Source organism: Pedobacter sp. PF22-3, from assembly GCF_026239555.1.
In the GTDB taxonomy this organism is placed as follows: domain Bacteria; phylum Bacteroidota; class Bacteroidia; order Sphingobacteriales; family Sphingobacteriaceae; genus Pedobacter.
Genome location: NZ_JAPIVP010000008.1, coordinates 95,041 through 121,871, shown reverse-complemented (window position 1 = coordinate 121,871; position 26,831 = coordinate 95,041). Strand labels below are relative to the sequence as shown.

The 26,831-nt window shown below is 38.1% G+C and carries 26 protein-coding genes; 12 read left to right on the top strand and 14 right to left on the bottom strand.

The features are described from left to right. Positions 1-20: 20 nt before the first annotated feature. Positions 21-947 (bottom strand): GDP-L-fucose synthase, encoded by a 927-nt coding sequence (gene fcl / locus OQX63_RS12190; protein WP_265851146.1) that lies wholly within the window; start codon positions 945-947, stop codon positions 21-23. Positions 948-1,060: 113 nt separating this feature from the next. Here fcl and trmB point away from each other — a divergent pair, with 113 nt between their 5' ends. Beyond that, the gene (trmB, locus tag OQX63_RS12185) at positions 1,061-1,711 is read left to right on the top strand and encodes a tRNA (guanosine(46)-N7)-methyltransferase TrmB (RefSeq protein WP_265851145.1); all 651 of its coding nucleotides are present in this window, start codon (positions 1,061-1,063) and stop codon (positions 1,709-1,711) included. After that, on the top strand, positions 1,711-2,043 hold the full coding sequence (locus tag OQX63_RS12180) for an MGMT family protein (protein ID WP_265851144.1): 333 nt from the start codon (positions 1,711-1,713) through the stop codon (positions 2,041-2,043). The genes trmB and OQX63_RS12180 overlap by 1 nt, the downstream gene beginning before the upstream one ends. Here the strand turns inward: OQX63_RS12180 and OQX63_RS12175 are convergent. Continuing rightward, positions 2,033-2,392, bottom strand: coding sequence for a hypothetical protein (locus OQX63_RS12175; RefSeq protein ID WP_265851143.1), 360 nt, complete (start codon positions 2,390-2,392; stop codon positions 2,033-2,035). The two genes, OQX63_RS12180 and OQX63_RS12175, sit on opposite strands and share 11 nt — an antisense overlap. 52 nt (positions 2,393-2,444) lie before the next feature. On the opposite strand from OQX63_RS12175, the gene OQX63_RS12170 reads away from it, so the two are divergent. The 3 genes from OQX63_RS12170 to OQX63_RS12160 all read left to right on the top strand — a co-directional run bounded on the left by OQX63_RS12170 (position 2,445) and on the right by OQX63_RS12160 (position 4,091). Continuing rightward, a complete protein-coding gene (locus OQX63_RS12170; RefSeq protein WP_265851142.1) occupies positions 2,445-2,798 on the top strand; it encodes a carboxymuconolactone decarboxylase family protein in 354 nt (117 codons plus the stop codon). A 166-nt stretch (positions 2,799-2,964) separates the two neighbouring features. Beyond that, entirely contained in the window at positions 2,965-3,549 is a 585-nt protein-coding gene (locus OQX63_RS12165; RefSeq protein WP_265851141.1) for a DNA-3-methyladenine glycosylase I, read from the top strand. Beyond that, positions 3,549-4,091, top strand: coding sequence for a GNAT family N-acetyltransferase (locus tag OQX63_RS12160; protein ID WP_265851140.1), 543 nt, complete (start codon positions 3,549-3,551; stop codon positions 4,089-4,091). Before OQX63_RS12165 ends, OQX63_RS12160 begins: the two co-directional genes overlap by 1 nt. A gap of 37 nt (positions 4,092-4,128) precedes the next feature. Here the strand turns inward: OQX63_RS12160 and OQX63_RS12155 are convergent, their stop codons facing one another. Next, positions 4,129-4,809: a hypothetical protein gene (locus OQX63_RS12155; RefSeq protein WP_265851139.1), complete on the bottom strand. Its 681-nt coding sequence runs from the start codon at positions 4,807-4,809 to the stop codon at positions 4,129-4,131. A gap of 58 nt (positions 4,810-4,867) precedes the next feature. Here OQX63_RS12155 and OQX63_RS12150 point away from each other — a divergent pair, with 58 nt between their 5' ends. From OQX63_RS12150 to OQX63_RS12140, 3 genes are all read left to right on the top strand, one after another. Further along, positions 4,868-5,566 (top strand): type II CAAX prenyl endopeptidase Rce1 family protein, encoded by a 699-nt coding sequence (locus OQX63_RS12150; protein WP_265851138.1) that lies wholly within the window; start codon positions 4,868-4,870, stop codon positions 5,564-5,566. Positions 5,567-5,661: 95 nt separating this feature from the next. Further along, positions 5,662-8,469, top strand: a complete 2,808-nt coding sequence (gene polA / locus OQX63_RS12145) for a DNA polymerase I (RefSeq protein ID WP_265851137.1) — start codon at positions 5,662-5,664, stop codon at positions 8,467-8,469. A 153-nt stretch (positions 8,470-8,622) separates the two neighbouring features. Then, positions 8,623-8,964 carry a hypothetical protein gene (locus OQX63_RS12140; RefSeq protein WP_265851136.1) on the top strand — a complete coding sequence of 114 codons (342 nt, stop codon included), beginning with the start codon at positions 8,623-8,625 and terminating at the stop codon, positions 8,962-8,964. 187 nt (positions 8,965-9,151) lie between these two features. Here the strand turns inward: OQX63_RS12140 and OQX63_RS12135 are convergent, their stop codons facing one another. The 8 genes from OQX63_RS12135 to pdhA form a co-directional block, all read right to left on the bottom strand. Beyond that, the gene (locus OQX63_RS12135; protein ID WP_265851135.1) at positions 9,152-9,829 is read right to left on the bottom strand and encodes a metal-dependent hydrolase; all 678 of its coding nucleotides are present in this window, start codon (positions 9,827-9,829) and stop codon (positions 9,152-9,154) included. A 54-nt stretch (positions 9,830-9,883) separates the two neighbouring features. Further along, on the bottom strand, positions 9,884-10,189 hold the full coding sequence (locus OQX63_RS12130) for a YbaB/EbfC family nucleoid-associated protein (RefSeq protein ID WP_265851134.1): 306 nt from the start codon (positions 10,187-10,189) through the stop codon (positions 9,884-9,886). Positions 10,190-10,211: 22 nt separating this feature from the next. Continuing rightward, positions 10,212-11,195 carry a hypothetical protein gene (locus tag OQX63_RS12125; protein ID WP_265851133.1) on the bottom strand — a complete coding sequence of 328 codons (984 nt, stop codon included), beginning with the start codon at positions 11,193-11,195 and terminating at the stop codon, positions 10,212-10,214. 4 nt (positions 11,196-11,199) lie between these two features. Beyond that, a complete protein-coding gene (locus tag OQX63_RS12120; RefSeq protein ID WP_265851132.1) occupies positions 11,200-12,432 on the bottom strand; it encodes a serine hydrolase domain-containing protein in 1,233 nt (410 codons plus the stop codon). Between the two features lie 68 nt (positions 12,433-12,500). Beyond that, positions 12,501-13,052 (bottom strand): cupin domain-containing protein, encoded by a 552-nt coding sequence (locus OQX63_RS12115; RefSeq protein ID WP_265851131.1) that lies wholly within the window; start codon positions 13,050-13,052, stop codon positions 12,501-12,503. Positions 13,053-13,307: 255 nt separating this feature from the next. Beyond that, complete coding sequence (locus OQX63_RS12110; protein ID WP_265851130.1) at positions 13,308-15,086, bottom strand: DUF885 domain-containing protein; 1,779 nt, start codon at positions 15,084-15,086, stop codon at positions 13,308-13,310. Between the two features lie 143 nt (positions 15,087-15,229). Then, entirely contained in the window at positions 15,230-16,909 is a 1,680-nt protein-coding gene (locus OQX63_RS12105) for a pyruvate dehydrogenase complex dihydrolipoamide acetyltransferase (protein WP_265851128.1), read from the bottom strand. A gap of 30 nt (positions 16,910-16,939) precedes the next feature. Further along, entirely contained in the window at positions 16,940-17,935 is a 996-nt protein-coding gene (gene pdhA, locus OQX63_RS12100; RefSeq protein WP_265851127.1) for a pyruvate dehydrogenase (acetyl-transferring) E1 component subunit alpha, read from the bottom strand. Between the two features lie 495 nt (positions 17,936-18,430). On the opposite strand from pdhA, the gene OQX63_RS12095 reads away from it, so the two are divergent. The 3 genes from OQX63_RS12095 (at position 18,431) to OQX63_RS12085 (ending at position 20,580) form a co-directional block, all read left to right on the top strand. After that, positions 18,431-18,988, top strand: coding sequence for a C40 family peptidase (locus OQX63_RS12095; RefSeq protein WP_029274974.1), 558 nt, complete (start codon positions 18,431-18,433; stop codon positions 18,986-18,988). Between the two features lie 198 nt (positions 18,989-19,186). Next, positions 19,187-20,281, top strand: a complete 1,095-nt coding sequence (locus OQX63_RS12090) for a CapA family protein (protein ID WP_265851126.1) — start codon at positions 19,187-19,189, stop codon at positions 20,279-20,281. A gap of 116 nt (positions 20,282-20,397) precedes the next feature. Continuing rightward, positions 20,398-20,580 (top strand): hypothetical protein, encoded by a 183-nt coding sequence (locus OQX63_RS12085; RefSeq protein WP_265851125.1) that lies wholly within the window; start codon positions 20,398-20,400, stop codon positions 20,578-20,580. 72 nt (positions 20,581-20,652) lie between these two features. On the opposite strand, the gene OQX63_RS12080 is transcribed toward OQX63_RS12085, so the two are convergent. Together OQX63_RS12080 and OQX63_RS12075 are read right to left on the bottom strand one after the other, a co-directional pair. Continuing rightward, the gene (locus OQX63_RS12080) at positions 20,653-20,838 is read right to left on the bottom strand and encodes a hypothetical protein (RefSeq protein ID WP_132395471.1); all 186 of its coding nucleotides are present in this window, start codon (positions 20,836-20,838) and stop codon (positions 20,653-20,655) included. 117 nt (positions 20,839-20,955) lie between these two features. Next, the gene (locus OQX63_RS12075) at positions 20,956-22,998 is read right to left on the bottom strand and encodes a M13 family metallopeptidase (RefSeq protein ID WP_265851124.1); all 2,043 of its coding nucleotides are present in this window, start codon (positions 22,996-22,998) and stop codon (positions 20,956-20,958) included. 163 nt (positions 22,999-23,161) lie between these two features. On the opposite strand from OQX63_RS12075, the gene OQX63_RS12070 reads away from it, so the two are divergent. Continuing rightward, entirely contained in the window at positions 23,162-24,100 is a 939-nt protein-coding gene (locus tag OQX63_RS12070; RefSeq protein WP_265851123.1) for an SPFH domain-containing protein, read from the top strand. A 369-nt stretch (positions 24,101-24,469) separates the two neighbouring features. Here the strand turns inward: OQX63_RS12070 and OQX63_RS12065 are convergent, their stop codons facing one another. Next, positions 24,470-26,620: a carboxy terminal-processing peptidase gene (locus OQX63_RS12065; protein WP_265851122.1), complete on the bottom strand. Its 2,151-nt coding sequence runs from the start codon at positions 26,618-26,620 to the stop codon at positions 24,470-24,472. Positions 26,621-26,831: the final 211 nt, after the last annotated feature.

Genomic DNA, 26,831 nt, shown 5'->3' with positions numbered 1-26,831 from the left:
TGCGCAGCATGCAAATGTATTTAGTACCTGCTTTCAAAATCCTGATAAGCCAGGGCAATACCTTCTTCAAGTTCAATTTTATGTTTCCAGCCTAAATGATGAAGTTTGCTTACATCCATCAGCTTACGCGGTGTGCCATCTGGTTTAGTGGAATCAAATACCAGTTCGCCATCGAAACCCAAAACATCTTTGATCAACAAAGCCAGGTCTTTGATGGTTAAATCGTGCCCGGTACCAATATTAATCAGGTGTGGTTCGTTATAGTTTTGCATTAAGAAATAACAGGCATCTGCTAAATCGTCGGCAAATAAAAATTCACGCATTGGCGAGCCTGATCCCCAAACTACCACTTCTTTTTCATCGTTCACCATGGCCTCATGTACCTTGCGGATCAAAGCAGGTAAAACGTGTGAGTTTTGAGGATGATAGTTATCATTAAAGCCATATAAATTTGTTGGCATTACAGAAATAAAATTACAGCCATACTGATCGCGATAGGCATCGCACATTTTAATCCCTGCAATTTTGGCAATAGCATAAGGTTCGTTGGTATGCTCTAAAGTACCAGTTAAAAGATAATCTTCTTTTAAAGGTTGTGGAGCCATTTTAGGATAAATACAGCTTGAACCCAAAAACATAAGCTTTTTAACACCATTTACGTAAGCATTGTGGATTACGTTATTTTGTATGGCTAAGTTTTCATAAAGAAAATCCGCTCGGTAGGTGTTGTTGGCTTCAATGCCACCTACCTTTGCTGCTGCAAGAAAAACAAAATCTGGCCTTTCTGCAGCAAAGAAATCGGTAACCGCCTGCTGGTTGCGCAGATCAAGCTCCTCTGACGTTCTTGTAATGATGTTTTCATAACCTTCTTTTTGCAGCTTGCGGTAAATAGCCGAACCTACCATACCACGATGGCCTGCAACATATATTTTTGAGTTTTTTTTCACTGTAATTTTTATAGGTTGCAAAAATACGATTACTAAGTAAGATTGCCATTAATCTTTAAGGCAAAAGAAACTTCAATTATTGATTTAATTGTATTTTTGCAGAAAAAAAACTTTTGGGTAAAGATAAACTTAGGCGTTTTGCAGAAATAGAAACATTCGCAAACGTATATCAATTAGAACAAGGAAAAGCTTTAAAGGGGAAATGGGCTTTAGCACATTTTAAAAATACAAACCCTATTGTGCTGGAGTTGGCATGTGGAAAAGGCGAATATTCGGTAAATCTGGCCAGGCTATTCCCGGATAAGAATTTCATTGGTATTGATTACAAAGGTAACCGCATCTGGCGCGGGGCCAAAACCGCTATTGAAGATGGGATTGATAATGTTGCTTTTTTAAGGATACAGATTGAAAACTTATTGGATTACTTTAATGAAGGGGAAATAGACGAAATCTGGATCACCTTTCCCGACCCACAGCCACAGGATAGCCGTGAGAAAAAACGTTTAACTTTTCCGGCATTTTTGAACCGTTATAAACTGGTGTTAAAACCGGGAGGATATGTTAATTTGAAGACAGATAACGATCAGTTGTATGCTTATACATGCGAAAAAGTTGCAGAATTGAATTTGCCTGTACATAAAAATACCGATCATCTGTATACTTCAGATCTGGTTGATCAGGTATTGTCGATCAAAACCTATTACGAGAAAAAATACTTGTTACACGATAAAAATATTAATTATATTCAATTTTCTTTTGAATAATGGATGCCAACTTTTACGAACAGGTTTATGAGATTGCCCGGTTAATTCCGAAAGGAAGGGTTACTTCTTATGGCGCTATCGCGAAAAGTTTAGGTGCGGCAAAATCATCAAGAATGGTTGGGCATGCCATGCTGTATGCCGGAACAGCCCATCCACAGGTACCGGCACATCGGGTAGTAAACAGTAGTGGCCTGCTTACCGGTAAGTTTCACTTCAAGCCACCAGAATTAATGGAAGAACTGCTAAAAAAAGAAGGTGTTGAAGTGAAAAATGATAAGGTGGTAAACTTTAAAAAAGTATTCTGGAATCCGCTGGAAGAAATTACAATATAACGGGTAAACTTCGTTTATAATCAGTAAGGGTAAAAATGATCAAAATCAATAGGCCAAAGCAGGCAAAGAAGATTTCGTCTACTAAATTTCCTTTAAAAAGCGTGAATGCCAAAATAATAAGAATAGCACTAATGAAAAACTCGATAAGGCCGTGAAGTTTTAGGTGGATAAATTTAAAAATACCTCCACTAAAGTTAGTCATAATCGTTAATAAAAAATGAACAATACCTAGCGCATAAGCCAGGGTTGAGGCCGTTTTAGAAAGGCCAAAAACATCGGGTGATGCTAATAAGAGCATAATTAACAGGTAATCTAAAACTGCATGAAATTTTGGAGATATTATTTTCATAATCAAATGTTTATAGCCTTAACAAATAACAGTAAAAAAAGATTTTTAAAATATGGGAAAGCTTGTAGAAGAGTTTAACGGCTATCGTGAAAAAATGAACGATAGGATTATGGAAACGGCAAATACAAATATTAAGCGTTTTTTTGCACTTGATACAACCACTTATGCCGATGGAGCCTTAGATGTTAAAACAAAAGAAATGTTGGGTCTTGTAGCTTCTATGGTTTTGCGTTGTGATGATTGCATTAAATACCACCTGGGCAAATGTTTCGATGCCGGCGTAAATCATGATGAAATGAACGAAATTTTCATGATCGCCAACTTGGTTGGTGGTAGCATTGTAATTCCTCATTACCGGAGGGCTGTAGAGTATTGGGATGAATTGAGTTCGGAGTTGGGAGTTTAGCGGTTTTTGATGTATACGTCATGCTGAATTTATTTCAGCATCTTTTGTGAAAAATTTATTTCAGAAAAAGACCCTGAAATAAATTCAGGGTGACGATCCTCATTGGAGATTTCTCATTGAGCAGTGTATAAAAACTTTGAAACAGACATAACTTAAAATATGCCCCATGCAAAAATGCCAACCCCAAGCTCCAGACTCAACTATACGTTGCTCCTGGGCCACTTCCGATCCCCTCTATATCAAATACCACGATGAAGAATGGGGAAAGCCTGTTTATGATGATAAAATTTTATTTGAATTTTTAATCCTCGAAGGTGCACAAGCTGGTTTAAGCTGGATTACCATTCTCAGGAGACGCGAAAACTACCGTAAAGCTTTTGCCGATTTTGATGTGAATAAGGTGGCTGCTTTTACCGAAAAAGATGTAGAAAGATTAATGAACGATGAAGGCATTATCCGTAACCGTTTAAAGGTGAATGGAGCCATTACCAATGCCAAACTGTTTATGGAGTTTCAGCAAGAATTTGGGAGCTTTTCTAAATACATGTGGCGTTTTGTTCCAGGTGGTAAGCCCATTTTAAATCACATTGAGAAAATGAGTGATGTTCCGCCAAGAACAGAACTATCCGACCAAATCAGTAAAGACATGAAAAAACGTGGCTTTAAGTTTTTTGGAACAACCATCTGCTATGCGTTTATGCAGGCAACGGGTATGGTGAATGATCATTTATTAAACTGCTGTGCAAGATAATGTTTGGCTCCTTTACACTATATACGGAAAGATTTTTATTGAGGCAGTTCTGCGCTAACGACCTGGCATTTGTTTTTAAAGGATTATCCCATCCAGATGTCATTCGTTATTATGGGGTAAGCTATACGAGCCTTGCCCACACCAAAGATCAACTTATATGGTTTGATGAAATTCAACAGAATGAAACAGGCATTTGGTGGGCAATATGTGATAAGGAGGGACCGACTTTGTTAGGCGGAATAGGACTTAATTATCTAAATAAATCAGATCAAAAGGCTGAGATCGGTTTCTGGCTGTTGCCAGAACATTGGGGAAAAGGAATCGTTAAAGAGGTAGCCAATCCCATCTGCAATTATGCCTTTGAGAATTTAGGTTTAAGAAAAATCGAGGCCATGGTTGAAATAGAAAATGAGAACAGCAAAAAGGTACTAAGAAAAATTGGTTTTGATTATCAGGAAACGCTAAAGGATTACGAAATTAAAAATGATGAGTCTATCAGTTTAGAAGTCTATGTAAAGCTTAAGGATAATGATATTACTTGAACGATTTTACCATCCCAAAACGTCATTAATCCTGGCTTTATTTTTTTGTCGCATTATATTCTTTTACCCATTCAATAACCTCTCTGCTATTAAAATCTGTTCCAGCTTCAACTTTAGCTTTTAAAGCGGGTTGATCGCCTATTTTCTGTAACAGGATGTTTTTAACCTCCATTTTTTTGGTATCGTCGGTTATTGCTTTCATCGGCACTTCCTGTAATGGCCCTGCGCCTGGTTTTTCGATAAAGTAGCGAACAGCAGGTGCGCCTGCAGGTCTTTCTGGTGTGGCATTACGTCCGCCGCCGATGCTAATACCCCCACCCATACCCATGCCACCAAAACCTCCGGTTCCTGTTCCAATCCCAATTGAAGGTCTGAATTTTACCTTTTTCTCTTTCACCTGAGGAACCAGGTTGCCTCCACCAAAAGCGTAAAGATTAACAGTTCCCATTTCGATAACTTTAACAAAACGATATTCGAAATTGCGCCCATTTGCAAAACCTTTGCTCACAAAGCTATCACCATTCCAAAAGAAGTTTTTAACTTCTTTTGCTGGCAAAATCACATCAGCTTCATCATTGGCACTGATAAAAACAGAAAAATAATCCGTTCCCTTTATTGTCCCGCGGATGACATCGTCGTTATTTTTAACAATAAAATCCTGTGCATAGGTGGTGAACGTTATTGAAAAAAATAAAATAAAAAAGCTAAAAATCTTCATAAGTTAGTAATATCGGGATACAACGTAAATTATTTAAAAATAATATCCAAAAACAGTAATGATTGAAACGCTCTCTGCATTTTGGGATTTCTTAAAAAAGCCAAAACTTCTAAAACTCAGTAAAGATAATAAATCTCTTTGGAGAGATCTCTTATGGTTACTCCTCCTTGACTTAATATTTGCAGGTATTATAATGGGTATTTATTATATTCTGGTGCATTTTAAAATTATTAAAGAATATGTTCAGGAAATCGATATACTGGAAAAGTACGGATTAACTGTGACCTTACTTCTGGTCTGTATTTTTGCTCCGGTATTAGAAGAATTTTTATTTAGATGGCACCTGAGAAAGAAATATCTTTCAATATATTTTGTGTGTTTTACCTTGGGCTTGATATCAAATTACTTTATAAAGAGCAGTTTTCTTACGTGGCCTGTTTATATCTTTTTTCTTTTTGTGGCATTAATTGTTCATGGATATTTTAAAAGAATAGACATTCGCAAAAGACTGGTTTTTCAACAGAAATCGTTTGGCTATCTCTTTTATTATTCTGCTATCATATTTGGTTTAACACACTTGGGCAATATTAAAGGTTTAACACTAAGCAATCCCACTTTCATCCTATTTGTCATCTCCCAAACATTTACAGGTATATCGCTTGGTTTTATACGCATCAAATATGGCTTAGGCTATTCAATGTTACTACATGGCTTCTTTAATTTTATACTGTTATTATTAACGGTCTTTTTCTCTTAAATTGGGGGTTTATCTTTTCTAAACCTTTAACTTTGGTTACTTTTATCATCTGATAAATCTATTTGTCGGTGTAATCATAAAATCGGTGTAATCACATGAATAAAAAACTCTTTCTCCTCGACGGTATGGCGCTAATGTACAGGGCGCATTTTGCACTCAGTAAAAACCCTCGTTTTACCTCAACAGGCATCAATACATCGGCAGTGATGGGCTTTACCAATACCTTATTGGATGTTTTGAAGAAAGAAAAACCTACACATATTGCAGTGGTTTTCGATACGGATGCACCCACTGAAAGGCATACCTCTTTTGAAGCCTATAAGGCACACCGCCAGGCCATGCCCGAAGATCTGGCTGCAGCAATGCCTTATGTACTTAAATTGATTACCGGTTTTAATATTCCTGTAATCACTTCTGACGGATATGAGGCCGATGATATTATTGGTACGCTGGCCAAAAAAGCAGAACAAAAGGGTTATCAGGTTTATTGTATGACGCCTGATAAAGATTTTGCACAACTGGTGTCTGAAAATATCTTCATTTACAAACCTGCCCGCATGGGTAACGATATGGAAATATTGGGTGTAAAAGAAGTATTGGCCAAATGGGAGATTGAAAATGTATTACAGGTAATTGATATCCTGGGCTTATGGGGCGATGCCGTAGATAATATTCCAGGTATTCCAGGGATTGGCGAAAAAACTGCAAAAGCCTTGATTAAACAATACGGCTCTATGGAGAACATTATTGCGCACGCCCATGAGCTAAAAGGAAAACAGCGCGAAAACGTAGAGAATTTTGCAGAGCAAGGTTTAATATCCAAAAAACTGGCTACCATTTTATTGGATGTTCCGGTTGAGCTGGATGAAGCCAGTTTAGAACTTTGCGATCCGAGCCGCGATTTATTAGAGCCATTGTTTACTGAATTAGAATTCAGGACATTGGGTCGCAGGGTATTTGGTGATGAATTTTCGGTAACCACAGCACGCTTTCAAGAGGGCACACAAACAGATTTATTTGGCAATCAATCAGGAGAAGCCATCCAATATACCAATACGCTGCAAGAAGAGCCCGAAGAAAAACTGCCGGCTAAAACGATTGAAAATACCGAACATGATTACCAGCTGGTTGACTCAGCTGAGCTGCGTGCCGATCTGATTAAATTGTTACTTGCTGAGAAGCGGATCTCCTTCGATACCGAAACCACAGGTACGGATGCAAACATGGCCGATTTAGTGGGTTTATCATTCTCTATTAAGCCTGGTACAGGTTATTATATTCCGGTTCCTGCAGAAAGGGATGAAGCGCAGTTAATTGTTGATGAGTTTAGGGCGGTATTGGAAAATGAGAATATTGAGAAAATCGGCCAGAATACCAAATACGATATCCTGGTTTTAAAATGGTATGGTGTAGCGGTAAAAGGAAAACTTTTTGATACCATGCTGGCGCACTATTTAATCGATCCGGATACCCGCCATGGAATGGATGTTTTATCAGAGAACTATCTTGGTTATTCCCCAATTTCTATTACCAAGTTAATCGGGCCAAAAGGTAAAAACCAGATTACGATGCGCGATGTCCCGGTGGTTGATGTTGTAGATTATGCAGCTGAAGATGCTGATGTAACATTGCAATTGGCCCATATTTTTGAACCCAAATTAAAAGAGTTAAACGCAGCCAAACTTGCCGAAGAAATTGAAAATCCGTTGGTTTACGTATTGGCAGACATAGAAAAGGAGGGTGTTCGTATTGATATCGAAACCTTACAAGCCTATTCCAAAGAGCTGGAGACGGAAATCATCAAATTTGAACAGAATGTGTACGACAAAGCCGGAATTAAATTTAACCTGGCCTCGCCAAAACAATTGGGAGAGGTGTTATTTGATAAACTTCAGCTCGATCCAAAAGCCAAAAAAACCAAAACAGGTCAATACCAGACCGGAGAAGACGTTTTAACGGCTTTAGCAAGCAAAAGTGATATTGTACAGGACATTTTAGATTTCCGCCAGTTACAAAAACTTAAATCAACTTATGTTGATGCATTGCCACTAATGGTTAACCCTAAAACTGGGAGGGTGCATACATCCTACAATCAGGCCGTTGCAGCAACTGGAAGATTAAGCTCTAATAACCCGAATTTACAGAATATCCCGATCCGTACGGAGCGTGGAAGAGAAGTGCGTAAAGCCTTTATTGCAAGGGATGAAAATCACATTTTGTTATCGGCCGATTATTCGCAGATAGAATTGCGCATTATTGCCGAAATTAGCAAGGAAGAAAACATGCTCGATGCTTTTAACAAAGGGATCGATATCCACACGGCAACAGCGGCTAAAGTATATGGTGTAAGTATCGAAGAAGTAGATGGAACGCAACGCAGAAATGCCAAAGCGGTTAACTTCGGAATTATTTACGGCCAATCTGCCTTTGGTTTATCGCAGAACTTAGGTATTCCGCGTAAAGAAGCAGCTGAGATAATTGAACAGTACTTTGCACAATACCCTGGTATCAAACGTTACATGAGCGATACCATGAATTTTGCGCGGGAAAATGGATTTGTAGAAACCATTATGGGGAGAAGACGTTATTTGAGAGATATTAACTCGGCCAATCAAACGGTAAGGGGTTTTGCTGAACGAAATGCCATTAACGCGCCTATACAGGGCTCTGCCGCAGATATGATCAAAATTGCCATGATCAACATCCATAAAGAAATGAAAGCACAAAAATTGCAGTCAACCATGACCATGCAGGTACATGATGAGTTGGTTTTTGATGTGTTGAAATCGGAAAAAGAAGCAATGAAAGCAATTATCCAGGATAAAATGGCTAATGCCATTAAATTAACAGTACCGATTGTGGTAGAAATTGGAGAGGGTGAAAACTGGCTGGCTGCGCATTAAAAAATAAAAATATTCGTTATCTTCATTAAAACTTCATATCGATTTATGAATTTTATATCAACAAAATAAACGAGTAAAACAAAAATCAGAAATTATGAAACCTCGGAGTGAAACGAAGAAGCTTCATAACAATTAAAAACAAATCTAAAAAATATGAAAAAGTTATTGAGTTTAATCGCAATCGCAGCATTTGGTTTAACAACAGCATTTGCACAAACGCCGGCAACAACAGCTCCGGCTAAAGCTAAAACAGTTGTAAAAAAAGAAGTAAAAACAACAACAGCGCCAGTTAAGGCAGGCGCAAAACAAGAGGCTAAAAAAGTAGAAACTAAAACAACTACTACGGCTACTAAAGTAAAAGCAGATGGTACGCCAGATATGCGTTTTAAAGAAAATAAAGCAAAAGCAGTAACTAAAGTTGCTGGTCCAACTAAAAAAGATGGTACAGCAGATATGCGTTACAAAGCAAACAAAGCTGCTGCTAAAAAGAACTAGGTTCAGGTTTATAATTTGAAGGGTCTTCAATGAAAATTGAAGGCCCTTTTTTGTTTTAAATGCAACAGATTGAAAGTAGTATCAGAGACTAGTCCATGAAAAAGGTCGTCATTCCCGCACAGGCGGGAATCTTAAAGCTTACTGCATTAAGATTCCCAATCAAGTTGGGAATGACGGTTCGCCGAAACTATAAACTTATTGTCTCACCAATTTCTGGTAATAATAAGGTTTTCTTTTCACGTGCAAATTTATCTAAAGCAGTCTGGGTATCAATTTCGATTACAGGGAAAGTATTATAATGTACACCAATTACCTTGTCGCAATCGAAATATTTGGTTGCTATCAAAGCATCATCAACATCCATGGTATAATTTCCACCAATCGGTAAGATGGCATAATCAAGATTGTAAATCTCAGCCAGAACTTTCATCTCAATAGTTAAACCTGTATCACCTGCAAAATAAATTTGTTTGCTGTCTACTTCAAGCACAAAACCAGCAGGATTTCCGCCATAACTTCCATCAGGTAAACTAGATGAATGTGTAGCGGGTACCATGCGTACAATTCCCCAATCAAAAGTGAATTTACCAAAATTCATTCCGTGTACTTTTTCTATGCCCTGTTTTGAGACCCAATCAATAATCTCTGGCATCGCAATAACTGTAGCCTGCGTTTGTTTAGCCAAGGTAACCAAGTCGGCTACGTGGTCTGCATGGCCATGACTCACCAAAATATAATCAGCCTCTATCGCTGTAATATCTACGTTTTTAGCTATTGGGTTGTGTGATATAAATGGGTCGAATAATAGTTTTTTGCCAGCTGCTTCCAACAAGAAACATGATTGGCCGTAATAAGTATATTTCATAGTTCTAGTATCAATTATGGAGATTTAAGTATCAAGATTGATTTTGACGATTTGTTATTGTCCAAACATGCCACCTAATCCACCTAGCATATCTTGTGCCGATGCCTGCATTTCGGCGGCACTTACTTGCTCTGCACTCGCCATTGCTTTGTTAATAGCGGTTAGCAACAGTTCTTCCAGCTCTTCTTTATCAGCAGCTTTTAAAAATTCTTCATCAATAGCAACCCCCGTAATGGCCTTGTTTGCAGTTGCAGTAATTTTTATGGCACCATTTTCAACCTCACCGTATACAGAGATCGTATCCAGGCGTTTTTTAATTTCTTCGGCTTTTTGTTGCGCCGCAAATAATTTATCGAACATAATTGTTTTCTTTATAATGAAACTAAATTCGGCCTAAAATCGTATTGGCCTCATCAAGGAAGCGCTCAATCTTTTTAGTGCCTATAAAGCTTTTAAGGTTTAAAATGGTTGTTTTGTTTTTGGCCGGCAAAAAAATCTCAGCCCTAACCTCGGTACCCGAATAAATGAGATTGGTAGTTTTCCGGATCACCTGAAAACGGATCAGATCATCAAAAGGATAGTCTTTTTTAAACCGGCCAGCAAAAGTAGAACGGATAATTTTCCTTTGGCTTTTATCAAAACGGATATTGGAGGTTGCTGCGAAAAGAAGCGCCAAGCCTATCGCCGCCGGGAAATAGGTGAGGAGTATTTTTTGAATAGATCCCTCGTTTGTCAAAAAATCGGGACTAAACAATATGGCAACGGTAGCACCGATAAAAATCAATCCAAAAATAAAACTTCCTATCTTATTATCGCGCAATAGGTAAACACCACCTTCTTCTCTGAAGAATTTGAAGTCGTAAATGGCCTGTTTATGAATTATAGGTGCATTGGCGAAAACAAGTTCATCAATTTTTGGTAATACCTCCTGCTGAAAAGCAATGAGATTGGCATCAGTAGCCTTACTATATCCGGCAGAAACCAGTAAGCCTCTGCCATGCCTGTTACTTTTTCTGAACAGTTTATAATTAAAGCCGCTTCCTAAAATTTCATACGGTTCTACAGAAGCAATATCATCAAAAGGGATTGATCCAATTGGTAAAAATGCAATCTTTTTGTATAAAATCCTGCTGCTTCCATCAAAAATTACCTTTGTTTCGGCAATAAAAATCAGCAATAACGGAATTAATAAAAGGCAGCCATAATATCCAAGAGTGAGTCCGGCAGAATAGCCTTGTACTGATCTTGATAAATAGAAAATAAATGCTGCAATCAGTACAAAAAATATTAACCCAACTATCCTTAAATTTCTTTTGGGATAGATGGTTAATGTACCCGGTCCGATAATCCATTTTGTTTTTGCCATAAATTTAATCTTCGTCTGAACCTGGCAAACTGCCGTTGCCATGGTATGCCCCCTTACGGATAATCGGCATGTCGAAGTGTTTATACAGATCATCGAGATGCATTAAACTTCCATTGGTGAGGTTGCCTAAAAACACAATAACAATGTTTTTGTTTAGATCTCTTACATAAATATGGCGGAAACCATGCCACCACCCTGTATGGTACACTACTTTGTCCATTTTTTCGCCATCAAACATTCTCCAGCCATAACCATAGTTGAAATGGCCATTAATAGGCTTATTGTGTCCAGTATAGGCAGAATCGAGGCTCTTTTTACTTAATAATCTTCCATTTTTTAAATATTTATCAAACAGCACCAAATCGTGTACCGTGCTATAAATGCCTTTATCTCCAACTGGGCCATCTAGAAAGTTCTGTGCAACAGAGTATCTAAAACTATTGCGGTCGTGGCCAACTACGTCAACCGGAATTTTTTCATACTCAGTTGTGCTATATACGTGAGTATGTTTTAATCCGGCTGGCTTAAATACATGTTCCATCATATACTGTGAGTAACGCTGTCCTGTTACCTTCTCAATAATGGCACCTAATACCATAAAATTTGAGTTGTTATAATGGAATCGGTTATCGGGTTTGGTGTATGGATTAGGTTTACGCTCGGCAATAATATTCATTACTTCCTGGTTGGTAACGCCTTTTTTCATGTTGCGTTTTTCTTTACGCCAGATATCATCGATAAAATATACGTAATTCATCATACCGCTGCGGTGAGAAAGTAGCAGTTTTACCGTAATGCCATCATAAGGGAAATTAGGGAAGAACTTTTTTACATTATCATTTAACGAAAGTTTTCCAGCTTCTACCAGTTGCATAATTGCTGTACCGGTGAATGTTTTGGTAATGGAAGCCAGTTCGAACTCCGAATTGATGGTTAAACTATCGCGATGAAGATAATCTGCCCATCCGATCGCTTTTTCGTAAAGAATTTTCCCATCTTTTGCCACAAGCATATTCCCGTTAAAGCCATATTTTTTATGGAGGTTATCTACAAAATCCGCAATCCATTTGTCACCTTTTTGCGGGTTATAAACCAATAAGAGGCTGTCTGCCTTGTCGTCTTCTTTGGTACGTACTTTGTTTTCAGCTGCCTTTTTCTCTTCAGTTTTTTTACTTGAGCAAGCGGTTAGTAAAGTAGCTGAGAGGGCTAATGCTGAACATATGTATCGAAAATTCATTTATATTAGGGATAGTGTATTTAAAACCCGAAAATTAAAGAATTTTAGACGGTTGCAACAAAAGAGTTTTACACATTTTCGCAATTTTGGCCATACCAACATTCAAATAAATGGCCTTTACTCCCATAAACAGGGTCGCTGTCTGGATTTTTCACTTGAGCAATGGTTTCATCTGCTTCGGGACGCTCCTCAGCCTTGCCATATTTAATATCGTAATCTGAGCCATTGGGATATGCCCCAATAACCGTGAAGTCATCGGTTGAATTTAGTTTTTTATGTGCTACACCTGCTGGAATGATAATCACATCTCCTTTATCCAGCTCAATACAAACACCATGCTCGCCACCAAACTGCACATCGGCTTTGCCGCAAAATACGCCCATTACTTCGTGTGTATTGCTATGATAATGGTGATAATCAAAAATGCCATCTACCCAGGAATTGGTATAACCATTTTGTGCAAAAACCTTTTTAATCACCTCTTCATTATCATCAGGATGCAACCTAAAGGTGCCTTTATAGATCATTAAGGGCAAATTGGGATTGTTCGGGAAATTGCCATTCTCCTCTATTTTATGTGCAACCAGATAAGCTTCTTGTATCAATTTTTCTTTGTCCATGATTTTAGGGTGTTTTAATCATTAACAAAGTAATTGGAAAAGGGTTTAAAGATTTGATGAATTGGAATGATAGCGGTTCGTGCAGACACGAACCGCGGTGTAAATAATGATCGTCATCTCGACTGGAGCATCGCGGAATGGAGAGATCTATCTAGACAGATTTAGCTTCGCTGAGGACTACGTAGTTCTTGGCTGAGCTGCACTTCGCTTGAAATGACGACTTTTTGGACAATTATATACTATGACAATTAGATCTTACTTCTGGCTTGCAGCCCAGGCATCCATTTTAGTTTCAAAAACAGATAAAGGTAATGATCCATCTTTTAAAACAGCCGTATGAAAAGCTGCTAATTTAAACTTCGGACCTAATTCTTTCTCGTATCTGCTTCTTAATTCTCTTATTTTCATTGCACCTGTTTTATAACCTAAAGCTTGTGCAGGGATACCCATGTAACGTTCAATTTCTGCGGTGGCACCTTCAGTACTAATTGCTTCATTGTCTGTCATGTATTTTATAGCTTCTTCCCTGCTCATGTTTTTGGTATGGATGGCTACGTCAACTACCAAACGGATGGCCCGGTGCATCTCATCGCCCAAAGCACCCATGTGTTGGTATGGATCTTGATAAAGCCCTAGTTCTTTACCCAGCGATTCGCAGTATAAAGCCCAACCTTCTACATAAGCATTATGTCCACCAAAACGGCGGAAATTAGGAAGTGATTTATTTTCCTGCGTTAAAGAAATCTGGTAATGGTGGCCTGGAATGGCTTCATGAAGAAACAGCGATTCCATACCCGAAGTGGTGTTAAATGTTTTCGCATTTAAAATGGGTACATAAAAGATTCCTGGACGTGATCCATCTGCCGAACCTTGATTATATTCAGCACTAGCCGAAGCAGCCCTGAAGGCTTCCGTTTGCCGGATTTCGAAAGGTGTTTTAGGCTCTACCTCAAACATCTTTTTCAGGTTCGGTTTCATGCGCTGGTGGATATTTTCAAAAGCCGCTAGCACCTCCTGTGGTGTTTTATAAGGCATGAATTTTTTATCCGTTTTCATGTATTCGAAAAAAGCTTTCAAATCTCCCTTAAAGCCAACTAAATTTTTGATGCTATCCATTTGGCCTTTAATCCGGGCCACTTCTTTTAAGCCTGTTTGATAGATTTCTTCCGGTGTTTTATTAGTAGTGGTTTGTTGTTTTACAAGATAAGTATACCAGGCCAATCCTCCAGGCATAGCCGAATAGCCAGAGGTAGTTCTTGTTTTCGGCAGATATTCGTTCTGTAGGTAGTCGCCCAATTTTTTATAGGTAGGGATAATTACATTGGTAATCGATGTGCGGTACGCTTCTGTCAATTTTTGTTTATCTGACGCAGAAAAACTTGCTGGCATTAATTTTATTGGTCCGTAAAATAAACTTTCTTCGGGTTTGGCTGCCACCATGCTTTGCATTTGAGGAATCATTTTTATCACCAATGCTTTTGGCAATACAATGCCTGCTGCCGCACCTTTGTTAAAATTTCCGATGGCTGTATCGGCCCAAATCGAAAATGCATCAACTCGTTTTAACCAATCTTCGTAATTTTTTACCGTTTTAAAAGGTTGTGCCCCTGTGCCAGAGCCCAATTGGCCAATGGTTAAGGGTAATGCAAACATTTGGTTAAATGGGAGGTATTCAGAATGGTATTTTAATCCTTCAAGATTAATTTCCAGTTGATCTTTCAGGTAATCGAAAGATAATTTATCGTTTGCATTTAAACTTTCGCGGTCATATTTACCCAGGCTATCCAGATAACGCTGATTGTAGCTTTTAAACTCTTTTAAATAAGCTTGCGACCCATCATTTGCCAAAAGATCGTTATAACGTTCATCTCCGATGTAAGTAGCACTTAAAGGGTTTATTTTCAATCCATCCTGATAATATTGCTCGCAAAGGGCCGCAAAGGCTCTGTTTTCTGCGCCATTATCAGAACTGTTTTTTTGCTTACAGGCAAACATTGCAGTAATGCAGGCAGCAAAAAGAAATATTTTTTTCATTTATTTTGAGTTAGGGTTCCAGTCAAAAATAGCAAATTAAGTCGCCATTTACGAAAAGCCTTAAACGCAAAAAAGCCATCCTAGAAGGATGGCTTTAAATTTTATGTTTGAGATCCTTCGACAAGCTCAGGATGACAAATGCATTACGCTAATAACCTGATCGGTTCTTCTAATAAACCTTTTAAGGTTTGTAAGAACTGTGCTCCGGTTGCTCCATCAACCACACGGTGATCGCAACCTAAAGTCAATTTCATTACGTTACCAGGAACAACAGCACCGTTTTTAACAACAGGAACTTGTTGAATGGCACCTACTGATAAAATTGCACCATCAGGAGAGTTGATAATTGAAGTAAACTCATCAATACCAAACATACCTAAGTTAGATACGGTGAAAGTAGAACCTTCCCAATCTGCCGGTTGTAATTTTTTAGCTTTTGCTTTACCACCAAAATCTTTTACTTCTGCAGAAATGTGTGATAAAGATTTGCCATCAGCGAAACGCACTACTGGTACCAATAAACCATCTTCAACAGCCATAGCTACACCAATGTTGGTATGTTCGTTAAACCTGATTTTATCGCCACCCCATGATGAATTAACAGCCGGGTGTTTTTTCAATGCAACGGCAACCGCTTTAATTACGATATCGTTGAAAGAAACCTTAACAGGAGCAACGGCATTGATTGCTGTACGTGCAGCCATTGCATTGTCCATATCAATACTTACTGTTAGGTAAAAATGTGGAGCAGTAAATAAACTTTCAGCTAAGCGTTTTGCAATTACTTTACGCATTTGCGAAACTGGCTGCTCGGTAAATTTAACTTCACCTACAAACTGCGGAATAACCGGTGCTGGTGCAGCAGCTTTCTCAGCAGCCGGAGCTGATGCAGATTCTGCTTTTGCCGGCGCTGCAGCTGGTTTAAAGTTTTCGATATCTTTTTTAATGATACGTCCACCTTCTGCACTACCTGCAACCTGTGCTAGATCGATTCCTTTATCTTTAGCAATTTTCTTAGCTAAAGGAGAGGCTTTAACACGGCTATCTGATGCGCTTTCCGCAACTGGAGCAGATGCGCTAGCATCAGCAGTTGCAGCTTGTTTTTCTTCTTTAGGTGCTTCAGCAGTTTCAGCTTTAGGAGCCGGAGCTGAGCCGCCTGCTAAAATTCCGCTTACATCAGTTCCTTCCGGACCAACGATGGCGATAATTCCGTTTACTTTTGCCGCGGCACCTTTTTCAACGCCGATGTGTAATAAAGTTCCGGTTGCATAGCCCATTACTTCCATAGTAGCCTTATCGGTTTCTACGTCAGCAAGAACATCATCGTCTTTTACTTTATCACCAACTTTCTTGTGCCATTCAGCAATTACGCCTTCAGTCATGGTATCGCTTAACAAAGGCATGCGGATAACCGTAACACCTTTTGCCGCTAATTCTTCTTCACTTAAGCCACCACCTTGTGCAGGTGCCGCCTCTTCTTTTTTATCTTCAGCTTTAGGAGCCTCGTCTTTGCTTTCAGCCTGCGGACTTGCCGACTCCTGACTTCCTGACTTTTCTGCTTCTAATGCTGCTTTATAATCTTCGCCTTCTTTACCAATAACGGCCATGATCGCATCAACAGGAACAGCTGTTCCTTCTTCTATACCAACGTATAAAAGGACACCATCCCAATAAGATTCCATATCCATTGTTGCTTTGTCAGTTTCTACTTCTGCCAAAACATCGCCGCTTTTCACTTTATCGCCCACCTTTTTATGCCACTTTGCCAAAACCCCTTCGGTCATGGTATCGCTCATTTTGGGCATTTTAATTACATCAGCCATTATATCTAATTAATTGAAATCTTATTAATATTAGTCCATTACGTAAGGGTAGTCCTGTTGCATATATACATCTTTGTATAGTTCGGATGCATCTGGCCAAGGAGATTCTTCAGCAAATTTTACTGCCTGATCTACAATTCCTTTTACTTTAGCTTCTATTTCTTCAATCCAGGCTTGATCTGCATACTTCTCTTTAAGGATCGTTTCTCTTGCATGCTCAACCGGATCTTTTGCCTTATAATCTTCTAATTCTTCTTTGGTACGGTATTTTGCCGGATCTGACATGGAGTGACCACGGTAGCGGTAAGTTCTCATTTCTAAGAAAGTTGGTCCTTCACCTTTACGCGCACGTTGAATAGCTTCGTCCATAGCATTGTGTACAGCAACCGGATCCATACCATCAACTGGTGCACATGGCATATCGAAACCTAAACCAATTTTATAAATATCGGTCATGTTGGTAGTACGTTGTACTGAAGTACCCATGGCATAACCATTGTTTTCGCAAACAAAAATAACAGGCAATTTCCAAAGCATGGCCATGTTAAAAGTTTCGTTTAATGCACCCTGGCGCACAGCACCATCGCCCATGTAACAAATGTTAACATTATCAGTTCCTTTGTATTTTTCTGCAAAAGCAACGCCAGCACCTAATGGAATCTGACCGCCAACAATTGCATGACCACCGTAGAAGTTATGCTCTTTGCTGAACATGTGCATTGAACCACCTTTACCTTTAGAGCAACCTGTCGCCTTACCGTACATTTCTGCCATAATACTATCAGCACTAACTCCTAAAGCTAAGGCATGGGCGTGATCACGGTAAGTGGTAATCATTGAATCGCCTTTTTGCATCGCAGATATTGCACCTGCAACTACAGCTTCTTGTCCAATGTATAAATGACAAAAGCCACGTATTTTTTGTTGTCCGTATAACTGGCCGGTTTTTTCTTCGAATTTGCGCATCAGCAACATCGACTCAAACCACTTTAACCAGGTATCTTTATTTATTTCTACTGCACTCATTTTAGGATATTTGTTTTTTGCGACAGCAAATCTAATTTTTTTATTGTAATTTTTGGCACTTTTTAGTGTAAAAACATCATAGTATTAGGCGTATAATCAGATTTAACAGTTGTTTTACAATTAAATATAAATCTTATTTATCATTATCGATTTAACTGCGATTTCTTATAATTAAATCAACGCCCTTTATCATAATATGGAATCAATTTATTCTAAAATTTAATTCTGTATTAGTGCTTATTTCCATAATTTTAAAAATAAAGCATTTTAATGATTAACGGAAAATTAAAAAGAAACCGCTTTTGGTAAAACATGTTTTATCTGCAGAAATTCTAATGAATATTGGTGGATAAAAAACAAAAATGTTAATAACTTTCATTTTTTCTAAGATTACATTTGGATAACATTTGTATAATTAATACTTTTGACAACCAACAATAAGCCCATGTGGTGTACGTTAATGTGTAAGTGAATACCCAAACATAACTGTATAACATGATTAAAAAATTTTTGTTTTCTACTCTAATTGCTATCTGTACGCTCTCAGCCGCATTTGCGCAGACAAAAACAAAAGAATCTGGTAAAGAATTAAATGATCCCGATAACCTTGCATCACAGTATTTTTCGCAGGTAATGGGTGTAGCGGTAGATGCAACTTCAAATTTAAAACTATACAAGTTTATTTACGAATGGATCGGAACGCCATATAGTTACGGTGGAAACACCAAAAGAGGGATCGATTGTTCGGCTTTCACCAAAGCCATTTACGATAAAGTTTTCAACACCACCATCAGAAGAAATTCGCGCGATATTTTCAGCATGGTAGATCCATTATCAAAGGAAGATTTAAAAGAAGGCGATTTGGTTTTCTTCAAAATTAAAAGCAGAAGCATTTCGCATGTAGGTATTTACCTGGGTGATAACAGGTTTGCACATGCATCAAGCTCTCGTGGTGTGGTCATCAGTAACCTTAACGAACCTTATTACAGCCGTTACTTTTACAAAGGTGGCCGCGTTTTAGAATCGTTTAAAAAAGAATTTACAGTAGAATAGTTCAATTAACGGTTGACGATTTTCGGTTAACAGTTAATAAAAATATATAGAATCCTCCTAAAGAAATTTCGGAGGATTTTTTTTTAACAAAACTCTATGCCGTCATTTCGAGCGGAGTGAAACGTAGTTGAGAAATCTAATGCAGATCTCTTCATTTCGCTGCGCTACAGTCGAGATGACCATTACAATAAACACTCAATGAAGCTTATCAACACCATAGTCCTTCCTTTTCTTCTTATTGTCACAATTAGCTGCACCAGCAATAATGCACAGGTTAAAATACCTGTAGCCAGTCAAGATACCGTAATCAGGAAAATAAAGGATACCATATCCATTACCGCAGTAGGCGATATCATGCTCGGCTCTGCATTTCCTACTAAAACTAATCTCCCTCCTGACGATGCCATTAACAGCTTCCGGGCGGTTGATGGTTTATTAAAAGGCGATATCGTATTTGGAAACCTGGAAGGCTGTTTTCTTAATTCGGGTAATTCGAACAAATGTAATGGCATTAATCTGAACAACTGTTACGCTTTTAGAATGCCGGAGCGCTACGCCGGGATATACAAGGATGCAGGATTTAATGTTTTGAGCATCGCCAATAACCATGTTGGTGATTTTGATGCAAAGGGAAGGAAAAACACTGCCAGGATTTTAGATTCGCTACAGATTCACTATGCCGGACAGGTAAACAAACCTTTTGAAGTTTTTGAAAAAGATAGTGTTAAGTATGCCTTCTGCGCTTTTGCTCCAAATGAGAATACGGTATCGATTAATAAGATTGATAGCGCAAAAGCTTTGGTTAGCCGTTTAAAAAAAATGGCAGATATTGTAATTGTTTCTTTTCATGGTGGAGGTGAAGGTGCAAGATTTGAACACGTTCCGCGCAAGAACGAGATTTTTTATAAAGAAAACCGGGGTAATGTTTACGCATTTGCACATGCGGTTATTGATGCTGGTGCCGATGTTGTACTGGGACATGGTCCGCATGTAACCCGGGCGGTTGAAGTTTATAAAAATAAATTCATCGCCTACAGTCTGGGGAATTTTTGTACCTATGGAATGTTCAGCTTAAAAGGCAATAACGGTATTGCCCCCTTACTTCAGTTAAAAATAAATGCGAAGGGCGATTTTCTCTATGCCGATATTGTGTCGGTTAAACAAGATAAGATTAACCGTTTAACCCTGGATGATACCCATAGTGCCTTTAAACGGATTAAAGAGCTGACAGATATTGATTTCATTGGTCACCAGTTGAAATTCGCTGATCGCAGAATCAGTTTAAAAGATTAATCTTCTGAGACATCAATCTCAATTTATTTCAGAATATTTGTGGTCTGAAACCGTCATATTTTAAGTCGTGGAATGACTGAATAAATGGCCCAAATCTTTTAAAAACAACTTTACGGATGAAAAAAGGATTAATACTTCATTATATTATAGGTATTGCTGCTGCAATTTTAGTATTGGCAGCAGCCTACTATATCAACCAAAATCCTAAAAACCTATTATCTGCAGGGATTATTATCCTGGCTGGCTGCCTGGTTGCTTTTAGTCAGTACCAGATTATTAAACAGAAAAAGAAGCAATGATATCATTGTACTGGATGCTGAACAGCTAAAATTAAAATTTTGGTATATCGTTATTCAGGATAGAAGCCTGGTTTAGCTTTCATCCTTTGTGTTTTTTACCAAGCCAATTCCGGATACAAAAAAGATCAGGCCAATGATGCCATATACCATTAATCCCCTTGTGTTTTGACTGTGGTTTACAAATCCATAGCCAGCGTAAATTAAACCGATTATTCCTAGGATGGTTAATATTGTTCCAAAAGTGCGTTTTACATTCATGTGGTTATTATTTAATAAGAGTAAGACAAAATATTTTACCTTTTGTTTTAAACCAATAAAGAAGCCCATTTCGTAAGTCGAAATGGGCTTCTTTATTAAATGTTTTAATAACCTGACTTACCAAACACCTAACCTGTTTGACGGCGCAACATACATTTTTGCAGTCGTAGGAATGTTAAATGCTTTATAAAATGCTTCCATGTTATATACAGGACCGTTCACGCGGAACATCTCTGGGCTATGTGGATCTGTTTTTAATCGTACGCGCATGCTCTCGTCGCGGGTTTTGATTCTCCAAACCTGGGCAAAGCTTAAGAAGAAACGTTGATCGGGTGTAAAACCATCAATCTTTTTATCTCCTTTTCCTTGTTCAGTTAATTTAAAAGCATCATATGCAATGTTTAATCCACCAATATCAGCCAGGTTTTCACCCAAGGTTAATGAACCGTTTACATGTTGATTATCCAACAGCGAGAAGTTGTTGTAAAATGTTTCTACTTTACCAGCCTTGGCTTTAAATTTATCAGCATCGGCTTTTGTCCACCATTCTTTTAAATTACCTGTTGCATCATACTGGCGTCCCTGATCGTCAAAACCATGCGTCATTTCGTGACCAATTACCGCACCTATTGCACCATAGTTAATGGCATCATCTGCGCTAAAATCAAAGAAAGGAAACTGTAAAATTCCCGCTGGGAAAACAATTTCATTGAAAGATGGATTATAATAGGCATTAACTGTTGGAGGAGTCATTCCCCACTCTGTTTTATCTACGTCTTTGCCAAGTTTACCCATCATTTCCTTATAGGCATGTTTATTGGCCGATTGAAGGTTTGCATAATAGGTGTTTTTCGAAACCTCTACATCGTCATATTTTTTCCATTTATCAGGATAACCGATTTTTTTGATAAATGCGTTAAGTTTTTCTAAAGCTTTCTTTTTAGTATCCGGCGTCATCCAATCTACCTTCTGGATTCTTTCAGCATATACCTTCTGCAAATTATTTACCAGGGTTAACATGCGCTCTTTCGCTTCTGGTTTGAAATACTTTTCGGCATATAATTGACCTAAAAGCTCTCCTAAATGACCATCAGTAGCATTTACAATGGCTTTCCATCTTTCTGTTGGTGCCTGCTGACCATAAAGTGTTTTAGAGAAAAAATCGAATTTAGCATCTCTGAATTTTTTGGTGAAAGCATTAGCCGAGCTGTTCAATGCATCAAACTTTAATTTTTCTTTCCAGATTTCGATAGGCTGGCTTTTTATCAAGGCTGACAAGGTTTGATAATATTTTGGCTGCCTAACAATAACGGTATCCGTACTTGCACCCAGTTTGCTTAGAACGGATTTCCAATCAATGTTTGGGGTCTGTTTTTGAAAATCAGCCACTGTCATTTTGTGATAGTTTTTTTGTGGATCGCGCAGTTGAACAGGTGTTGAATGGGATTGTGCAATTGCTGTCTCCAGTTTTAAAATATCATTGGCGTATTTAGCTGCATTTGCAGAATCGCCCGAAAGGTTAAAGATTTTTGTAATGTATTTGATGTACTCAGCTCTGATTTTTTTGGCTTTATCATCCTGGTCTAGGTAATAACTGCGATCTGGTAAGGTAATGCCCGCCTGCGTAAATGACAGCGCATTTTTGGAGCTTAACTTATCATCTGGTTCAACACCAAATCCGAATAAATCGCCTTCACCATTTTTATAGCCCTCGGCGATAAAATTGATTAAATCCTGATCATTTTTAATTTTATCAATTTTACTTAAAAGTGGTTTTATAGGTTCTATGCCCAGCTTTTCGATAGTAAGGGTATCCATACCGCTGGTGTAAAAATCGCCAACTTTCTGTTCAGCACTTCCTTTGGCCGCCTTAGCTTTTGAAGCGTTTTCGAGAATGCCTTTCAGATTCTTCAGGTTATCATTATATAAAGTATAAAAAGAGCCCCAGCCTGTTTCCGTTTTAGGGATTTCGGTATTTTTCATCCATTTTCCATTGGCATACAGGAAAAAGTTATCACCAGGTTTAACAGTCGTATCCATACCGGCCTTATCAAAAAAATCGGTACGTTTATTTATGATATCAGTTTCTTGATGGTTTTTATTCTGGCATGCTGCAAATAGTAAAATGCCTGCCGCTGGGAGAAATAATTTAATTTTCATCTGTGTAAAAATTCGTTTTTAAGTGATCAGATTTTCATTCCACCGCGCTGTTTGGAAAATCATGATGATTTCATTTATATAAGTTAGTTAGTAAAACATAAAGCTACAAAATGCCTGATGTAGTTTGTATGAATTTTTATACCTTCATAAAAAAAATCTAATTATGCAATACACCGTTTACATTTTAGTAGTCATAGGAGTTATTATACTGCTAAGTTCATTCGTAACCGTTAAACAGGGCACCATTGCCGTAGTTACCGTTTTTGGTAAGTACCAAAGGCTTTTAAGGCCAGGTTTAAATTTCAAAATCCCTTTAATAGAACAGATTTATTCACGGATATCGATCCAAAACCGCTCTGTTGAACTTTCTTTTCAGGCGGTAACGCAAGATCAGGCCAATGTTTATTTCAAGGCCATGCTGCTTTATTCCGTAATTAACCAGGATGAAGAAACCATCAAAAATGTAGCATTTAAATTTGTTGATGCGAGCAATCTGATGCAGGCTTTGATCAGGACCATCGAAGGATCTATCCGTGCATATGTGGCTACGCAAAAGCAGGCAAATGTATTGGCCCAGCGAAATGAAATTGTGCTTCATGTTAAGGAGCAAATTGATCAGGTATTGGATGGATGGGGTTACCATCTTCAGGATCTTCAGTTAAACGATATTACTTTTGACGAAGAAATTATGCGCTCAATGAGCCGTGTGGTAGCATCAAACAACTTAAAGGCAGCGGCTGAAAATGAAGGACAGGCTTTATTGATTACCAAAACCAAAGCTGCAGAAGCAGATGGTAATGCAATTAAAATTGCGGCTACAGCAGAGCGTGAAGCTGCACAATTACGCGGACAAGGTATTGCGTTGTTCCGTGCAGAAGTTGCCCATGGTATGAGCAAGGCTGCTCAGGAAATGGAACAGGCTAATCTGGATATTTCAGTGATCTTATTTACGATGTGGACAGAATCCATCAAACACTTTGCTGAAAATGGGGATGGCAATGTCATCTTTTTGGATGGAAGCACCGAGGGTATGAACAAAACCATGAAGGAAATGATGGCCATGCAGATGAGTAAACAAAACGAGCCGACTGCTAAGAAATAAGTATTTTACACCCTATACTGTTGTGCTGTTGGCTGTTACCATCAAACAGTAAATAGATTAAGGATAGGTAATTTTAGTGTCGGAGAGTAATATCCGACACCACGGAAAAGAGTTGTCAATTTTAATGAGCAATGTGCTAGAAAGTTAACAACTCTGAATTTAATAACAAAAAGGCCGCTTTAGTATTGCTAAAGCGGCCTTTTAGTAAGCCAATCATCATGCTGAACTTATTCAGCATCTTTCTTGTTGAAATAAATTACCTTCGGTGAGCTCGCTTAAGGCTCGGTTTACTGCGTAGCTTTCCGCTGCACTACAGGTCAGGGTGACGACTACGAGTTAAAAGAATAATCTATTAATTATTCTTTTACACTATATACCTAAGTTCATTACATAACTACCAGATTGTTGCATAAAATCGCCCATTACTCTTAGCGATTCATCTTCAATAAAATCGAATGCATCCTGCTTGGTCACTTTATCTCCCTTTTTAAGCGCAGGCAATCCTCTTAATGCCCTTAATTCGTTTTGTCTGGCTAGTGTTTTAGCTTCCTGCGCATCGCGTTCAGCTTTAAGTTTTGCCTCATTTAAAGTTACGGAAACTTCGCTATCACGTTTTTTAAGGTCTGCAATATCTTGTTTCAGATATTTGAAATCTAAAGAGTTTGCAATACGTTGCTCGCTATTTTTATTCAATTGTGCCTTAACAGCAGTTAAATTGGCAACCGCTTTAAAGTTCGAGCTGGGAATAACATCCCAAGGCAAAGCAGATGGTTCTGTATCTTCTCCAATTTTATCCATTGGGTAAACAGAAGGGAAAACAACATCAGGAGTTACACCTTTGTGTTGTGTACTGCTACCTGCAACACGGTAAAATTTTGCCATCGTTAAATTGATCTGGCCTAAATTAATGTCGGCAGGGTTGGCACTGCTAGGCGAGGTTCCTACAGTTTTATCTTTTGAGATTAATCCTGCTAACCTTTGCAGCATATTTGGGTTGACCAGCTTATTTAAATCGATTGATGATTGAACAGTACCTTTGCCATAAGTTTGGCTACCCATAATAATCCCACGTCCGTAATCTTGTATAGCGCCTGCAAAAATTTCTGAAGCCGAGGCGCTTAATCGGTCAACCATTACACCAAACGGACCATCCCAGGCCACACCACTATTTTCATCCTGATCTACTTCGATTTTTCCACGCAAATCTTTTACCTGTACAACAGGTCCTTTATCGATAAATAACCCGGTTAATGATATGGCTTCTACCAATGATCCTCCGCCGTTTCCACGTAAATCCATTACAATTGCATTTACCTTATCGTACGTTTTTAACGAGTCAATTAATTTTTTAACATCACGGGTGGTACTTTTGTAATTTTTATCACCTGCATTTGCAGCTTTAAAATCTGCATAAAATGCTGGTAGGGTAATAATCCCGATTTTATAATCTTTACCATTACTGTTAATGGTTTTAACTTTCTTTTTGGCACTTGTTTCTTCCAAAACAATTCTGTCTCGAACCAATTCTATAATTACTGGTTTAGATGACATTTCTTTACCTGCAGGAATTACTTTTAAACGCACTTTAGTTCCTTTAGGACCTTTGATTTTAGACACGGTATTATCCAGTCTCCATCCTACAACATCAACAAATTCGCCGTCGCCCTGTGCCACAGCAATGATTCTATCGCCAGCGCTTAACTGTTTTCCTTTAAAGGCAGGTCCACCAGCAATGATTTCTGAAATTTTAACTACTTCATTTTCCAGTTGTAAACGGGCACCAATACCTTCGAAAGAACGAGACATATCTTCATTGAATGCTGCCGCGTTGGTTGGGTTAAAATAATTGGTATGTGGATCAATGGATTCGGTAAAGGCATCCATCAATATTTGGAAAACATCCTGGTTATTGGTTTTTGACGTTTGCGACTGTAGGTTTTTATAACGTTTAGTTAGCGTTTCTACATTCTTTGCTTCGGCAGTACCAGCTAAATTTAGGTTGATTAATTCGTATTTAACACGTTTTTTCCAGTTATCATTTAATGTTGTTGAAGAAGTTGCCCAAGGCTGTTTCTCTCTATCGTATACATAAGTATCGTTTTGATTAAAATCAAATTTTGTTTTAATCTGCGCCAGAGAATAATTGAAATATTCGTTAAGTCTTTTGGCGTAAACGTTGTAAATGAAAAATGGACCGCTCAGATCGCCGTTTTTAAAATCATCATCTAAGGTATATCTGTATTTGTCAAATTCCTTGAGATCTGATGCCAGAAAGTAATTTTTACCTGGATCTAGAGATTTGATATACTTATCTAAAACGATGGATGAAATAGAATCGTTGATTTGAATTTTTTTGTAATTATAACTCTCGATCAAATTTACAATCTCTTTTATAACCAGTTGCTGCTGCTCATCAGGTTTCACATTAGTAATCCCCTCAACCATTGGCTGAGTTTTAGGTGCAGCATGACAAGCAAGCACTGCTGCAGTAAAAATTACAAAAAATATTCTCTTTAACATTTCTTTAAATGATTTAAAATCCATTTCCAATTCTATCTAGCCAATATGATACCATTTTAGCAAAAAAAACAAAAAAGAGACAGCATTATTACTGTCTCTTGTTAAAATTTTATCAAATCTAACTAAAAGCTTTTTATTTAACAATTTCTTACGTAGAACGTTGAGCGATATTTTTTGTTTTAATGAAAAGGCAAATTTGACCAATTACAGA

Coding starts and splice junctions, on each gene's coding strand:
- OQX63_RS12180 (WP_265851144.1), top strand. CDS start 1,711: ATGGATGCCAACTTTTACGAACAGGTTTATGAGATTGCCCGGTTAATT.
- OQX63_RS12175 (WP_265851143.1), bottom strand. CDS start 2,392: ATGAAAATAATATCTCCAAAATTTCATGCAGTTTTAGATTACCTGTTA.
- OQX63_RS12170 (WP_265851142.1), top strand. CDS start 2,445: ATGGGAAAGCTTGTAGAAGAGTTTAACGGCTATCGTGAAAAAATGAAC.
- OQX63_RS12165 (WP_265851141.1), top strand. CDS start 2,965: ATGCAAAAATGCCAACCCCAAGCTCCAGACTCAACTATACGTTGCTCC.
- OQX63_RS12160 (WP_265851140.1), top strand. CDS start 3,549: ATGTTTGGCTCCTTTACACTATATACGGAAAGATTTTTATTGAGGCAG.
- OQX63_RS12155 (WP_265851139.1), bottom strand. CDS start 4,809: ATGAAGATTTTTAGCTTTTTTATTTTATTTTTTTCAATAACGTTCACC.
- OQX63_RS12150 (WP_265851138.1), top strand. CDS start 4,868: ATGATTGAAACGCTCTCTGCATTTTGGGATTTCTTAAAAAAGCCAAAA.
- polA (WP_265851137.1), top strand. CDS start 5,662: ATGAATAAAAAACTCTTTCTCCTCGACGGTATGGCGCTAATGTACAGG.
- OQX63_RS12140 (WP_265851136.1), top strand. CDS start 8,623: ATGAAAAAGTTATTGAGTTTAATCGCAATCGCAGCATTTGGTTTAACA.
- OQX63_RS12135 (WP_265851135.1), bottom strand. CDS start 9,829: ATGAAATATACTTATTACGGCCAATCATGTTTCTTGTTGGAAGCAGCT.
- OQX63_RS12130 (WP_265851134.1), bottom strand. CDS start 10,189: ATGTTCGATAAATTATTTGCGGCGCAACAAAAAGCCGAAGAAATTAAA.
- OQX63_RS12125 (WP_265851133.1), bottom strand. CDS start 11,195: ATGGCAAAAACAAAATGGATTATCGGACCGGGTACATTAACCATCTAT.
- OQX63_RS12120 (WP_265851132.1), bottom strand. CDS start 12,432: ATGAATTTTCGATACATATGTTCAGCATTAGCCCTCTCAGCTACTTTA.
- OQX63_RS12115 (WP_265851131.1), bottom strand. CDS start 13,052: ATGGACAAAGAAAAATTGATACAAGAAGCTTATCTGGTTGCACATAAA.
- OQX63_RS12110 (WP_265851130.1), bottom strand. CDS start 15,086: ATGAAAAAAATATTTCTTTTTGCTGCCTGCATTACTGCAATGTTTGCC.
- OQX63_RS12105 (WP_265851128.1), bottom strand. CDS start 16,909: ATGGCTGATGTAATTAAAATGCCCAAAATGAGCGATACCATGACCGAA.
- pdhA (WP_265851127.1), bottom strand. CDS start 17,935: ATGAGTGCAGTAGAAATAAATAAAGATACCTGGTTAAAGTGGTTTGAG.
- OQX63_RS12095 (WP_029274974.1), top strand. CDS start 18,431: ATGATTAAAAAATTTTTGTTTTCTACTCTAATTGCTATCTGTACGCTC.
- OQX63_RS12090 (WP_265851126.1), top strand. CDS start 19,187: ATGAAGCTTATCAACACCATAGTCCTTCCTTTTCTTCTTATTGTCACA.
- OQX63_RS12085 (WP_265851125.1), top strand. CDS start 20,398: ATGAAAAAAGGATTAATACTTCATTATATTATAGGTATTGCTGCTGCA.
- OQX63_RS12080 (WP_132395471.1), bottom strand. CDS start 20,838: ATGAATGTAAAACGCACTTTTGGAACAATATTAACCATCCTAGGAATA.
- OQX63_RS12075 (WP_265851124.1), bottom strand. CDS start 22,998: ATGAAAATTAAATTATTTCTCCCAGCGGCAGGCATTTTACTATTTGCA.
- OQX63_RS12070 (WP_265851123.1), top strand. CDS start 23,162: ATGCAATACACCGTTTACATTTTAGTAGTCATAGGAGTTATTATACTG.
- OQX63_RS12065 (WP_265851122.1), bottom strand. CDS start 26,620: ATGTTAAAGAGAATATTTTTTGTAATTTTTACTGCAGCAGTGCTTGCT.